Here is a 13,716-nt window from a genome sequence, read left to right as displayed (position 1 = left end):
CAAAAATTTTTATTGCCATATGATGGACTTGTTATAGAGGATAAGAAGTCTTGGTTAATCTAAGAAGTTACAAATTATTTATTGTGGCTAATTATTTAAACATGCATTAGCAGCATCCTGACATGTGATATTATGTCTTGTGTTGAAACTACTTAAAAGAGTGGATGCTGATTCACTTAAATAAATGTTGCTTGAAGATACTGCTAGTTATACATTGTATTCTGGTTAAAGGCGATGATTATAGTGATATATTACGGACACACCAAAGAAGATCTGATGGCGAAAAAAGTTTTACCTAAAGAGGAATGGCAATTGTTAAAAAGTCATCTTGATGCAGTTTCTCAAATGACAGAAGAGCGGGCAGCGAAATTTGGGGCAGGGAAATTGGGAGAAATCATAGGCTTGTCACATGATATTGGTAAATACTCAAAGAAATTTCAAAAACGGCTGGAAGGTTCATCTGGAAAAGTCGATCATACTACAGCTGGGGCGCAGGAAGTGTATCGAAGATTTGGTAATAAGATTGGCCGTGCCTTGGCATTTACTATTGCTGGGCATCATGGTGGATTACCCGATGGAAATAAAGGTGCTTTGAGAAATCTTCCGGAACGGCTTGTTAATACGGATATTCCTGATTATCATGTATTTTGCAATGAAATTGTAATACCAAATTTAACTAATCAGGATTTTGCAGGTATGCCTCATGCAAGGGATTCTACTATGTCGGCTTTCAGCTTTTCTTTTTGTATTCGTATGCTATATTCTTGCTTAGTCGATGCGGATTATTTAGATACCGAACAATTTATGAATGTGAAAAAGTATATGAATCGGCCCAATCCTATATCGATGAGAACACTTTTTGGACGGCTAGAAAAGAAGTTGGAGTCTTTAGCCGAACATAATCGTAAAAATCCTTCAGTTATTAATACTGCAAGGCAGGCCATTCAGGCAAGATGTTTGGAAATGGCAGATGTTAAGCCCGGCCTTTTTACTTTAACGGTACCGACTGGAGGGGGAAAAACCTATTCATCGCTAGCTTTTGGTATGAAACATGCGGTTAAATATCATAGGGATCGTGTCATTTATGTGATTCCCTATACCGGTATTATTGAACAGAATGCTGAGATTTTTCGAGAGGCGCTAGAAGACGAAGAGTTGCATGATAACGTTGTTCTTGAGCATCATAGCAACTTTGAGTATCCTGAAGGATCATTTGATGATTGGGATGCATATGAGAAAAGCCATCGCTTAGCTTCAGAAAACTGGGACATGCCTGTTGTTGTTACTACAGCTGTGCAATTTTTTGAATCTCTCTATGCCAATAAAGGTTCGCGGTGCCGAAAACTGCATAACATCGCTAATAGTGTGATTATATTAGATGAGGCCCAGATGATGCCACTTGAATATATGAAGCCTTGCTTATGGGCATTGGCAGAATTAGTTTTAAATTATGGTGCGACTGTGGTATTGTGTACGGCGACACAACCGGCTATTAATCATTTGCTTCCTGGAAATTTAGAGCCGGTAGAAATTATGGAGGACCCTGCAGATCTTCAAAAGATTTTTAAGCGTGTAACTGTTCAATATGGCAGTGAAATGTCTGATGAGAATTTAGCTGCAGCAATGGCTGAACAGACACAGGTGCTTACAATTGTCAATACTCGTCGACATGCCCGACTGTTATTTAATCGGTTATATGAAAAAAGTCAGCAAGGAGCTTACCATTTGTCGGCGCGCATGTGTTCCGCACATCGTAAATTAGTTTTAACAGAGATACGCCGGGCACTTAAAGCTGGTGAAGTTTGCCGGGTAGTATCGACTCAGCTTATTGAAGCGGGAGTGGATGTTGATTTTCCTGTTGTTTATCGTGCGGCGGCAGGAATTGATTCTATTGCTCAAGCAGCTGGACGATGTAATCGTGAGGGACGACGTTCGACAGGTCAGGTCATTGTGTTTGATCCTGAACCGCATGGAATGCCTAAAAAAGGGAGGTTTGCTTCTGTTGCGGGTTTGACTCGCAGTACAGCGCGGCGTCTACAGGAATTAGATGGTGAATTACTATCGCTGGAGGCTATTGAGGATTACTTTCGGCAATTATTTGATTTTGAACGGGGTAATCTTGATATGCAGGGAATACTCCCCATGATTCAAGCTGGAGCTGATGATTTGGCATTCCCTTTTGCAACGATTGCCAAGAACTTTCAGCTTATTGACAGTGAGACAATTCCCGTTGTTGTATCCTGGGATAGTCGTGCTGAGCAACTGATAGAAGAAACTGAATATCATCCTTTTCCGGCTAGCATGGTACGACGTCTTCAACCTTATGTAGTTCAAATTTATCAATATGAGTTGGCTGCTTTAGAGAAGGAAGGTGTAATCAAATCGATTGGCGATTTTATAAAAATTATGACAGATCCCAGTTTCTATGATTCGAAGTTTGGCTTAAAAGATGCAAAGGAAGTGACGGTATCGACGGATATATTGATGTTTTAGTACTGTCTTGTTAAGTGCGGAAAGAGAAAGGAGAAATCGATGGGGTATGGAATAAAATTACGCGTCTGGGGCGATTATGCTTGCTTTACACGTCCGGAGATGAAAGCGGAGCGGGTAAGCTACGATGTGATGACACCATCGGCAGCCCGGGGAATCTTGGAAGCGATCCACTGGAAACCGGCACTAGTTTGGCGAGTTGATCGTATTCATGTCTTGAAACCTATAAAATTTGATTCGATTCGTCGCAACGAAGTGGCTAGCAAGATTTCGGAACGTAATATTAAAACGGCTATGAATGGCGGAACTATTGATCTCCATCAATATGCGTCAGAAGATCGACAACAACGGGCTGCGCTGGTATTGCGAGATGTTGACTATGTGATAGAAGCTCACTTTGATCTAACGGATAAAGCAGGGGCAAGTGATAATTCAGGTAAACATTGTGACATATTTACAAGGCGTGCCAAGTCTGGTCAGTGTCATATGCAGCCTTACTTAGGGTGTCGGGAATTTTCCGCCAACTTTGACTTGTTAGAAGGTGAAGTTCCCCAGTCGGTCTTAACTGAAAAAAGAGATCTAGGGTGGATGCTTTGGGATATCGATTTTGCTCATGATATGCAGCCAATCTTTTTCCGTCCTATGATGATTAATGGTGTGATAGATACTCGTTTGGTAAAGGAGGAAGAGACTTGATTTTACAGGCATTAAACGAACATTACCAGCGACTTTTGGAAGATAAAGAATCAGGAATAGCACCGCCTGGATATAGTATCGTCGATATTTCTTTTGTGCTTGTTCTTTCCGAAACGGGTGATTTTTTAGACATGTTTAAGGTGGAGCAAACGGAGCTTGTACCTGAACACAAAAAACGTCAAGGAATTAATCCACCACCCTATTTTCTTTGCGATAAAATTCTTTATTCATTAGGAATTGGTAAGAATAAAATGGAAGGTAAAAAGCGGTTTGAACAATACCGTGACTATAATCAGAAACTGTTGGTGCAAGCAAAATGTATGGAAGCAAAAGCGGTAAGTTGCTTTTTAAATTCATGGAATCCAGAAGAATGGGATAATAATGCAATTATCTTGCGACATCAAGATGAGTTTGAGAAACCTGCAAATTATAACACGGTATATAAAATTGATGGACATAATGGATATATTCATGATCAGGAAGAAATTGCAGCAATTTGGATGGAAGAGCAAATTGAAAAAGAAGATGATGCAACTGTATTTGGGCAATGTTTAGTTACCGGAAAATATACAGATATTGCAAGAACACATGAAGTTGCTATCAAGGGGGCAGGTGGACAACCTGCTGGAACGGCTTTAGTGTCTTTTCAAATTGAGTCATTCCGGTCTTATGGGAAAACTCAGAGCTATAATGCACCAGTCAGCAAAAAGGTAGCTTTCGCTTATGGAACAGCATTAAATTACCTCATTGCAAGCAAGACCAATCGGGTTCGACTTGCTGATACTACAATGGTGTTCTGGGCAGATAAAAAAGGTGGGAAGACAGAAGAAACAATCCTTTCCTGGTGCTTTGATCCGGTGGACACTGAATCAGAAGCGAAAAGTGATGAACGCCGTATTGATCTCGGGGCGGCTCGTCAGGCAAAAACGATTCTGGAACGTGTAAAATCCGGTTTGTCAGTGGGGGACGCTACTTTTGATAAAGATACTCGTTGTTATCTGCTTGGACTTGCACCTAACGCAGCCCGCTTATCTGTCCGTTTTTGGCAAGTCAGTAATTTTGGAGATTTATTGAAAAAAATTGCACAGCATTATAAAGATATGGATATTATCGGTCTGGAACGTTTAGGCGGAATTATTTCACCATGGCGTACTCTTAAAGCATTAGCCGTTCGGGAAGATTCTAAAAATATTCCACCGTTGTTAGGAGGACAGTTTTTAAAGAGCATCTTATCAGGTTCGATGTATCCGCAGACGATTTATGATGCAGTCTTGCAGCGCTGTCGCACTGGTGGGGAGCACAACGGTGTAACAATAATCCGAGCGGCTGTAATTAAAGCGTTCCTTCTAAGAAAATATCGTATAAAAAACCAATTTGACAAGGAGGTACTAATTACTGTGAGCTTAAATGAAAGCAATACTAATACCGCATATCGACTGGGAAGACTATTTTCTTTACTTGAAAAAGCCCAGAAAGATGCTTTGGGGAATGAGATCAATGCAACGATACGTGACCGCTATTTTGGGGCAGCTTCTGCAACGCCTGGTTCTGTTTTCCCTTTGCTGCTGCGTTTGTCTCGCCATCATATTGCTAAAGCAACGTATGGAAATGTATTAGATCGAAAAATTCAAGATGTCATGAATGGCTTGGATGCATTTCCGGCACATTTGAGCATGGAAGATCAAGGCCAATTTATTTTGGGATATTACCATCAAAATCAAGCCAATTATACTAAAAATCAAACTAATGAAGAGAAGAAAGGATGATTAACGTGAGTGATGTATTGAATAATCGTTATGAATTTGTACTTTTTTTTGAAGTGGAAAATGGGAACCCCAATGGTGATCCAGATGCGGGAAATATGCCACGTATTGATCCAGAAACAAGTCAGGGACTTGTTTCTGATGTTTGTCTCAAACGTAAAGTTCGAAATTATGTAGAACTTGCAAAGGGCGGAAGTAGTCCTTTTGATATTTATGTGCGTGAAAAGGCTGTTCTAAATGATATCAATGAGCTTGCCTATAATGAATTAAAGATTAAGCCGGAGTCTAAAAAACTTCCCAAAGATCCTGATCAGGCTAAGAAGATAACCCAATATATGTGTGATCGATTCTATGATATTCGAGCGTTTGGTGCAGTTATGACAATGGAAGTAAATTGCGGGCAAGTGCGTGGACCTATTCAGTTTGGGTTTGCTAAAAGTTTGGACCCCATTGTTCCACAAGAAATAACGATTACTCGCATGGCTGTGGCAAATAAAAAGGATGCTGACAAGGAACGTACGATGGGACGTAAACACATTGTACCTTACGCCGTTTATCGTGCTGAAGGCTATATTTCAGCAGCATTGGCACAAAAGACTGGATTTTCTGAAGAAGATCTTGAAATTTTTTGGCAGGCGCTTATAAATATGTTTGAAAATGATCATTCGGCAGCTCGTGGTAAAATGTCCAGCAGAAAATTAGTTGTTTTTAAACATGATACAGCATTAGGAAACGCTCCAGCACATAAATTATTTGACTTAGTTACTGTAAAACGCAATGATGAAGAAAAGCCGCCACGTGCATTTACGGACTATAGCATTATTGTCAATAATAAGGAAAAGTCGGACGGCGTTACGATTATTGAGCGTGAATAACATGTCCTATTCAGAAGAAGATTTTCTTATGCTATCGGGAATTCAACATATGGCTTTTTGTGAACGTCAGTGGGCACTTATTCATATTGAACAAGTTTGGTCAGAAAATGTTCGTACTGTAGAAGGACAACATCTTCACGAAAGAACAGATGATCCATTTGCAGATGAAAGTCGGAAGAAGGTGCGGATTGTTCGAGCGATGCCACTTGTTTCTCAACAACTGGGACTGCGAGGTATCGCTGACGTTGTAGAATTTTATCAAAGTCCTAATTACGTTGCAGGAAAAACGTGTGAACTAGAAGGACGCGAGGGATGGTGGAGGCCTGCTCCTGTTGAATATAAACGCGGACGCCCCAAAAAAGATGATCGAGATGCTGTGCAGTTGTGTGCGCAAGCCATAGCGCTAGAGGAAATGTTGCAAATATCCATTGATGAAGGGTTCCTTTTTTATGGACAAACCAAACATCGCGAACCTATTACATTGGATGAGACGCTACGAAAGCACACGGTAGAACTTGCCCTCAGAATGCATCAGCTTATCCAAGATGGTAAGACTCCCAAGGCGCAAAAAGGAAGGCATTGTTCACAATGTTCTCTTGTGGAACAATGTCAGCCGGAATGGACATTGCATGGTCATTCTGTAAAGGCTTATTTGGCACGCATGTGCAGTGTGGAGGTAGATGATTCTTGAGACGACTTTTAAATACACTCTATGTAACTATGCCTGATTCTTATTTAGCTTGTGATGGCGAAAATGTGTTGATTAAAGTTAACGATGAAGTGAAGTTTCGTGTTCCTGTACATAATTTAGAGGGAATTATTTGTTTCGGTTTTGCAGGTGCCAGTCCGAAATTAATGTACCTGTGTAGTGAACGTGGTGTAGCTCTTTCATTTTTAACTGCCTATGGTAAATTTATGGGGCGTGTAACAGGCAATATTTCTGGTAATGTTTTGCTGAGACGTACACAATATCGTTGGTCCGATGATGTGGACACATCTGCCCGTTTGTCCCGGCGGTTTATTGCAGCAAAAATTATCAATAGTCGAGCAGTTTTGCATCGCGTTTTACGGGATCATCCGGAAGTTGTTGATAATGAAGTGTTACAAACTGCGCTGCAATGGTTGGGAAACATGCCAAAACGCTTAGAAAGAGCAGAAAATGGTGATGAAATACGTGGTATTGAAGGAGAAGCAGCACGAATTTATTTTTCGAATTTCAATCAGTTAATACTTAATCAAAAAGAGGATTTTCACATGGATGATCGAAATCGTCGTCCACCTACTGATTATATTAATGCGCACTTTCTTTTTTATATACACTGCTGGCACATGAGGTTGTTGCCGCTTTAGAAAGCATTGGATTAGATCCGCAGGTTGGATTTTTGCATCGGGAGCGACACGGACGACCTAGTCTTGCGCTGGATGTCATGGAAGAATTGAGACCTCATTTTGCAGATAGATTGGCAGTGACTTTGATTAACCGCAACCAGATTTCTGCTAAAGGATTTATAAAAAAAGAAAATGGTGCTGTAGTTATGGATGATGATACACGTAAGGAAGTATTGACTGCTTGGCAAAAAAGAAAACAAGAGGAAATCATCCATCCCTATTTGGAGAAAAAAATTCCTTTAGGTCTAGTACCATATGTTCAGGCTATGTTATTAGCTAGGCATATGCGAGGAGATTTGGAAGATTATCCGCCATTTTTCTGGAAATGAGGTGTGAACTATGATGGTTTTGATTACCTACGATGTGAATGTGATAACGCCTTTAGGGAAAAGCCGTCTACGGAAAGTAGCTAAGCAATGTGTCAATTATGGTCAGCGAGTGCAAAACTCGGTGTTTGAATGCTTAGTTGATCCAACACAATTTGCAGAATTAAAACACTGTTTAGAAAGCATTGTTGATCCGGAAACAGATAGTTTACGTTATTATTTTCTCGGTAACAGCTGGAAAAATCGTGTAGAGCATTTTGGTGCTAAGACGGGATATGATCCGGAGGGGGTCTTAATGATCTAATGCGAACCTGTAGTGCTCATCGTTTTCCTGGGAGATTCGCATGCTTGATCTAAAGCAAATTTGACTTGTTTATGGTAAAAAATCTTTATTTTACTGAACTTTATTTTGAGGTTCGCAAAATCATGTGTTTCTGAGCATGATTTTCTTATGGCTTGAGTCTGACAGTCACGCCCCTCACGGGCGTGTGGATTGAAACCTTCAGGGAAAGCGGTCGTATCGGGTAATCTTGGTCACGCCCCTCACGGGCGTGTGGATTGAAACCATCACTATTGATCCCAATCGAAAATTCAGCATGTCACGCCCCTCACGGGCGTGTGGATTGAAACAAGTATGGCTGAGTAAATGATTCGCCACCAGGCAGTCACGCCCCTCACGGGCGTGTGGATTGAAACATTTAAGCACTTGTAGGCTATATCTCTCATGGTGTCACGCCCCTCACGGGCGTGTGGATTGAAACCATAAGGAGGCCAATTCAGCTTAAAAACATCACCGTCACGCCCCTCACGGGCGTGTGGATTGAAACATACGCAGTAGGAGGGGATTTAACAGGCGGTGCTGTCACGCCCCTCACGGGCGTGTGGATTGAAACACAGATACGCCATGACCTTCAGCCTTTAATACCGTCACGCCCCTCACGGGCGTGTGGATTGAAACTTGTACTTTGCAGATACCAACGAAGCCTATTTGGTCACGCCCCTCACGGGCGTGTGGATTGAAACATGCACCCAATTGCATTCTCCAAGCAAATCTTTGTCACGCCCCTCACGGGCGTGTGGATTGAAACTCATAAGTCATTTCGAATATTTCAGGCTTACAAGTCACGCCCCTCACGGGCGTGTGGATTGAAACATCCAAAAAGTCATTAAACTTAATCTCAATAACGTCACGCCCCTCACGGGCGTGTGGATTGAAACAAAACTTTACTACGCCATTTGCCTTTAACTGAAAGTCACGCCCCTCACGGGCGTGTGGATTGAAATGCACAGTACGGGAAAACTCAGATTCAGATTAAGTCACGCCCTTCGCGGGCGTGTGGATTGAAACACTCCATAAAGATTGACTGACCTACTTTCCTTTATGTATGTAGCCTGAACTATGATTATGAAAAAGTTAAAATTGCAATGCCGCAAGTAATTAGAGAAAGTCCAAGCCATCCTTTGGCGTCAATCGTTTGCTCGAATAAAATATAATCTAGCAAAGTTGTGGCAATGAGGCCTAAACCGCACCAAATGGCATAAGAAAGTTTTTTTGGATAGAAAATAATAAGATAATCAAATGGCAACGAATAGGAAAAGCTGGTCTTTTACGGGAGCGTACTCACTGATGAATTTCATGGTGCTGGTGCCAATGACTTCCGTAATAATAGCTAAAAAAAACATCATCCAATAGAACATGCTGATCACCTCTTAACAATCGTATCACTGCTTGTTTTGCCGATGCTTTATGCTATACTAGTAGTAATATTGTGATGATAAGCATGGGAAATAAACGGCAACTTTAATCAAGGACAAAATAAAAGCTTTTATATCACAATGAACATAGATGTAAATAAATTAAATGCGGTATTAGAAACAGGCGTTGGTTGCCATGCTTCTAATACCGCTAAAACTCCCACTCTGTTTGTTTGGGGTGGGGCAATTTTTATTTGGCGTACTGCAAAGGGGAAATGATATTGTGAGCGTAAAACCGACTTTTACGGCTATCGACTTTGAAACAGCTAATTTTCAGAAAAACAGTGCCTGCCAGCTCGGGCTTGCCGTGGTCCGCGCCGGCAGGATCGTTGAACGGAAATCCTGGCTGATTAAGCCGCCTACGAGTTATTTTACTTTTACTTATATTCATGGGATAACCTATGAAAAAGTAAAAAGTGAACCGACGTTTGGCGTGCTCTGGCCGGAAATTCAGCCTTATATTGAGAATCAAATTATTGCGGCTCATAATGCTAGCTTTGATACCGGGGTTTTACTTGCTGCGCTAAAAACCTATCAGTTTGCCATTCCTGAATTTCAGGTCATTGATTCATTACAAGTGGCAAGAAAGGTTTGGCCCAAGCTGAACAATCACAAGCTTTCTACCGTAGCCGATTATTTAAAAATCGACTTGAATCATCATGAAGCAGAAAGTGATGCTGTGGCTTGTGCGGAAATTCTTTGCAGAGTGGGATGGGATCATGTAGCAATCAAGACTGTCGGAATGTAAGGGAGGGACATAAGAAGCCGTTTTTTGACTTTTAAGCCATAGAATGTTATGATGCGTTTGGTTTGAAAAGTAAAGCAAAATAAAATGAATTTAAAAGATTATATTGTTATAGTTTTACTGTAGTCCACAATATTGACAATTAGAGGAGAGATCAATTTATGAAGAAAATTTTTTGTCTGACGATTTTACTAGTTCTTGTAACTTCTGCTGTTTGTGCGGCTGGTCCTTTGCCAGACTGTTCTTTGGGACAAGTTGCACTCGATTTGAATTTGAGTGCCCCCGATTTATCGGGTAGCAAAAAAGTAGATGGAAAGAAAAACGTGGGGTATGGTGTTACAGCAGGTATTGGATTTGGTTTTGCAGGACAATATACTTATAATGATTTTAAAACGAAAACATCACTTAATGGTAGTAGTGAAATTAAAGCACAACAGATATGCTTGGTAGATAATCTTATTGATACATTGGTCAACGTTTCAGTCTTTGGTGGTGTCTCTCAGACTCAGGCAGTGGGAAGTTCTCAGCATAACGGTGTTGTGGTGGGAGTTGCTGCCAATGTGCCGATTACTTCCAGCACCAAAGCATATGGTGTCTTGAGTACAGGCAATCGTGTTTCTGGTTATGAAATCGGTCTTAGTTATGAATTAGCCAAAAATACTGATTTGAATATTGGCTACCGCGATACTAAATATAAGGATATAACTTTTAGTGATAGTACTAAAAGTGATGTTACGGCAAAAGGTGTAGTTGGTGGTGTAACTTTTAAGATTTAATTCAATGAGGAAATTTTAAGCTCTCAATCGGTTTATTCTGGTTGAGGGTTTTTTTTATTTACAGGACTTTCGACCTATGTAGCGAATATTTCTTCTATTCTATGTATTGGAGGTAAACATATGCGAATTAGCTGTACCTGTGGCAATACTGAAACATTATCGAGTGAAATGGAAAATTTTGAGGTTCATTTAATTAAATTCTCGTCAGACAGTCAAACAGGGAAAATATCTGTAGTCTGTAATGTCTGTGGCAACGAATCGGAAGAAATGCTAATAGAAAATTGATGACTGCGAGATGCGGGCAGACATTCATGCTTGTTATTTTTTTTGTATCGATGTGGGAGAGCAGTTTTTGTATTTTTTGAATAGACGGCTGAAATAGTTGCTATCATTAAATCCGACGGTCATGGCAATTTCGCTGATATTTAGATGCCCTTCCTTTAGCAGCTCTATGGCTGCATTGATACGTAAATGATTAATATAATCAATGGGTGGTTTGCCTGTAATGCTTTTGAAGAGTCGGCAAAAATGATGACGGCTCATATTGGCCATGGTGGAAATTTCCGCTAATGTAAGCTTTTGTGTGTAATGCTGGTCAATGTATTCTAGTACGGGGCGCAGTTGATGGAGTATATTATATTGTCGCTTATTTTCTTCTTCAGCTATGGGCATTATATGCCGTCGCATGAGCAGGACTATAATATGATAAAGGTCGGCTTTAATTAAAAGTTCATAGCCTTGATTTTGTTGTTGATATTCATCAATTAATTCTTCCACTTGATGAAGAAGCTCATTGTCATTTTTTATCTGGTTTTCAAAGCGAATACGTTGTTGTATGAGGGGATTAATGTATTTCGTTTGGCATAAGTCTTCTTGTTTACTGAGAAGAAAGGCAAAATTAATGATGATGTAGTAGTATTCAATGAGCTCGCTACAAAGATTTTCCATATAATGAATATCGTTGCTATTAATTACGATTAAATCTCCGGCACCGACCGGGATGGATTTGGAATTGCAATAAATGATGGCTTGACCTTGTTTGATATAAAAGATCATGAATTCTTCATGCCAATGACTTTTTAGAATCGGTCCTTGTTCATGATATTGAGCACGCCTTATTTTTACTGGAAAATCACTCTGGATATCTTGGTCGATCATATGACCATTATTTGTAATAATCATTGTTTGCTTTCTCTCTCCTCAATTTTATAAAATATCAATATCGTGCTATAATCGAGCAATATTATTCATGAACCCATCTGACTTTATCACTATAATTATAGCATGTGATAACTGCTTATGAACAATATTGTTCTAATAAAAGCGGTGATCAACTATGATGGGGAGTGAGTTATAATGTTACGTTCTATAAAAAATATTCCTTATTCGATTTGGGTGATTACGTGTGCACATGCCGTGACCGATTTGGCGCCAGGTGCCTTATTTGTGGCTTTACCCTTTTTTAAGGCGAAATTTGACTTGAGTTATGCTGAGTTAACGGCTATTATTTTGATACAAAATCTGACTTCCTCTGTAAGTCAACCCATATTTGGCTATTTTAGTGATAAAAAATCGCGTCCTTGGTGGATGCCTGTTGGTTGTTTTGTGACAGGAATTGTGATGTTGGCTTCTTTGCTTGTACCTACTTATCCTTTAGTGCTGTTGTGCACGGCGATTAGTGGATTTGGTAGTGCTATTTTTCATCCGGAAGGGGCCAAGATGGTCAATTGGCTCAGTGGCAAAGCCAAGGGAAAAGGGGCTAGCTTATTTTCTGTTGGCGGTAATGCGGGATTTGCCATTGGATCGGCTTTTTTAGGAACCTTGCTGCTTGGCGATTCCGTTACCCTCTATTTATTTGCACTACCTTACCTTGCAATTAGTATGATGTTTCTTTTCGTAATGAAGCAGTTATCACGTTTGCCCCAGAACAGAGGCAATTTTTCCGCTGAAGCAAAGCTTTCGGTTAATGTGAACTTGCCACTTATCGCTTTGTTAGGAATGGTGTTGATACGGGCAACTGTGAATTCTGGTATTAGTACATTTGTTCCGTTGTATTGCGTCGCCTTTTTGCATGATAGTTCTGCCTATGCCGCTTCTTTGTTGACTGTTTATTTAGCTGCCGGAGCAGTCGGAACACTTTTGGGCGGTACTATGAGTGACCGTTATGGCAGCAGGCAAGTCATGTTTTATTCTATTTTACCTGTAGCTGTGTTAGTGTTTCTTTTTCAAATTTCATCTGGAATTTTGGGCTTTATTCTTTTAGCACTGGTTAGCATTTTATTGGCAGCGACCTTTACGAGCAGTTTAGTATTAGCGCAGAAAATGATGCCGCGTAATATTGGCATGGCTTCAGGATTGACGCTTGGGTTTAGTATGGGACTGGGAGCGATGGGAGTATTAGGGCTGGGTTGGATGGCTGATGTATCGGGGTTGCCCTGGGTATTTAATTTACTGGCTTTTTTGCCTGTAGTGGGTTTTGTTTTTACTTTGTTTGTCCAGGAGCCGGCAGAGGGTTCAGAAACATTGGATACGTAACAGAGCAAATAATTGCTATAAAAACATAGATTTTTTACGAGGAAATCAGTCTAATCCCACTACCTTTGCTTTCTTAAAACGGGCTAAAGAAATTGGTCTTCCTATTGATAAGCTAATTACCCATCGGTTACCTTTAACAGAAATGACAGAAGCATTAGAAACAAATCTTCGGATGGATGGTTTTAAGGTCGTTTTCGTAAATAACTGACTATAAAAAGTTTTTCGATTGTAGAATTTAAAAGCTACATGAGAGGAACATAAGAAACAACTATCTGCCTGCTAATTGATAATAGTCATTTTTGTTTTTAAAATTAGCTAGGGAAAACTGCATCACTGGTAACGGCAAACAGGCAGTCTCAACCTTTG

At 40.3% G+C, this 13,716-nt stretch carries 13 protein-coding genes, 1 pseudogene and 1 CRISPR repeat array; of the genes and pseudogenes, 11 read left to right on the top strand and 3 right to left on the bottom strand.

Going from position 1 to position 13,716, the window contains the following annotated elements:
- The first annotated feature begins 243 nt into the window (after positions 1 to 243).
- From cas3 to cas2, 7 genes and pseudogenes are all read left to right on the top strand, one after another.
- Positions 244 to 2,493 carry a CRISPR-associated helicase Cas3' gene (cas3, locus tag Ga0466249_RS08985; RefSeq protein ID WP_215829111.1) on the top strand — a complete coding sequence of 750 codons (2,250 nt, stop codon included), beginning with the start codon at positions 244 to 246 and terminating at the stop codon, positions 2,491 to 2,493.
- Between the two features lie 39 nt (positions 2,494 to 2,532).
- Positions 2,533 to 3,186, top strand: a complete 654-nt coding sequence (cas5c, locus tag Ga0466249_RS08980) for a type I-C CRISPR-associated protein Cas5c (RefSeq protein ID WP_215829110.1) — start codon at positions 2,533 to 2,535, stop codon at positions 3,184 to 3,186.
- Entirely contained in the window at positions 3,183 to 4,952 is a 1,770-nt protein-coding gene (cas8c, locus tag Ga0466249_RS08975) for a type I-C CRISPR-associated protein Cas8c/Csd1 (protein ID WP_215829109.1), read from the top strand. The genes cas5c and cas8c overlap by 4 nt, the downstream gene beginning before the upstream one ends.
- Positions 4,949 to 5,824, top strand: coding sequence for a type I-C CRISPR-associated protein Cas7/Csd2 (gene cas7c / locus Ga0466249_RS08970; RefSeq protein ID WP_246588588.1), 876 nt, complete (start codon positions 4,949 to 4,951; stop codon positions 5,822 to 5,824). Before cas8c ends, cas7c begins: the two co-directional genes overlap by 4 nt.
- A 28-nt stretch (positions 5,825 to 5,852) precedes the next feature.
- Entirely contained in the window at positions 5,853 to 6,515 is a 663-nt protein-coding gene (cas4, locus tag Ga0466249_RS08965; protein WP_246588587.1) for a CRISPR-associated protein Cas4, read from the top strand.
- Between the two features lie 29 nt (positions 6,516 to 6,544).
- Positions 6,545 to 7,542, top strand: a pseudogene (gene cas1c / locus Ga0466249_RS27755) (type I-C CRISPR-associated endonuclease Cas1c).
- Between the two features lie 10 nt (positions 7,543 to 7,552).
- Positions 7,553 to 7,843 (top strand): CRISPR-associated endonuclease Cas2, encoded by a 291-nt coding sequence (gene cas2 / locus Ga0466249_RS08955; protein ID WP_215829108.1) that lies wholly within the window; start codon positions 7,553 to 7,555, stop codon positions 7,841 to 7,843.
- 164 nt (positions 7,844 to 8,007) lie between these two features.
- Positions 8,008 to 8,887: direct repeats of the CRISPR family, unit length 32 nt; unit sequence GTCACGCCCCTCACGGGCGTGTGGATTGAAAC.
- 55 nt (positions 8,888 to 8,942) lie between these two features.
- Here the strand turns inward: cas2 and Ga0466249_RS27750 are convergent.
- Positions 8,943 to 9,125, bottom strand: coding sequence for an SMR family transporter (locus tag Ga0466249_RS27750; RefSeq protein ID WP_215829107.1), 183 nt, complete (start codon positions 9,123 to 9,125; stop codon positions 8,943 to 8,945).
- Positions 9,115 to 9,237 carry a DMT family transporter gene (locus tag Ga0466249_RS27145; RefSeq protein WP_281422617.1) on the bottom strand — a complete coding sequence of 41 codons (123 nt, stop codon included), beginning with the start codon at positions 9,235 to 9,237 and terminating at the stop codon, positions 9,115 to 9,117. Before Ga0466249_RS27145 ends, Ga0466249_RS27750 begins: the two co-directional genes overlap by 11 nt.
- A gap of 280 nt (positions 9,238 to 9,517) precedes the next feature.
- Here Ga0466249_RS27145 and Ga0466249_RS08945 point away from each other — a divergent pair, with 280 nt between their 5' ends.
- The 3 genes from Ga0466249_RS08945 (at position 9,518) to Ga0466249_RS08935 (ending at position 11,100) form a co-directional block, all read left to right on the top strand.
- Complete coding sequence (locus Ga0466249_RS08945; protein WP_215829106.1) at positions 9,518 to 10,042, top strand: 3'-5' exonuclease; 525 nt, start codon at positions 9,518 to 9,520, stop codon at positions 10,040 to 10,042.
- 158 nt (positions 10,043 to 10,200) lie between these two features.
- The gene (locus Ga0466249_RS08940) at positions 10,201 to 10,815 is read left to right on the top strand and encodes an outer membrane beta-barrel protein (protein ID WP_215829105.1); all 615 of its coding nucleotides are present in this window, start codon (positions 10,201 to 10,203) and stop codon (positions 10,813 to 10,815) included.
- A gap of 120 nt (positions 10,816 to 10,935) precedes the next feature.
- Positions 10,936 to 11,100 (top strand): hypothetical protein, encoded by a 165-nt coding sequence (locus tag Ga0466249_RS08935; RefSeq protein ID WP_215829104.1) that lies wholly within the window; start codon positions 10,936 to 10,938, stop codon positions 11,098 to 11,100.
- A gap of 33 nt (positions 11,101 to 11,133) precedes the next feature.
- Here Ga0466249_RS08935 and Ga0466249_RS08930 read toward each other — a convergent pair whose 3' ends face one another.
- A complete protein-coding gene (locus Ga0466249_RS08930; protein ID WP_215829103.1) occupies positions 11,134 to 11,997 on the bottom strand; it encodes an AraC family transcriptional regulator in 864 nt (287 codons plus the stop codon).
- A 174-nt stretch (positions 11,998 to 12,171) separates the two neighbouring features.
- On the opposite strand from Ga0466249_RS08930, the gene Ga0466249_RS08925 reads away from it, so the two are divergent.
- Positions 12,172 to 13,350, top strand: a complete 1,179-nt coding sequence (locus tag Ga0466249_RS08925; protein WP_215829102.1) for an MFS transporter — start codon at positions 12,172 to 12,174, stop codon at positions 13,348 to 13,350.
- Positions 13,351 to 13,716 lie beyond the last annotated feature (366 nt).

Origin of the sequence: Pelorhabdus rhamnosifermentans (assembly GCF_018835585.1) — a bacterium.
Taxonomy (GTDB): Bacteria; Bacillota; Negativicutes; order UMGS1260; family UMGS1260; genus Pelorhabdus; species Pelorhabdus rhamnosifermentans.
This window is presented reverse-complemented; position numbering and strand designations above follow the sequence as displayed.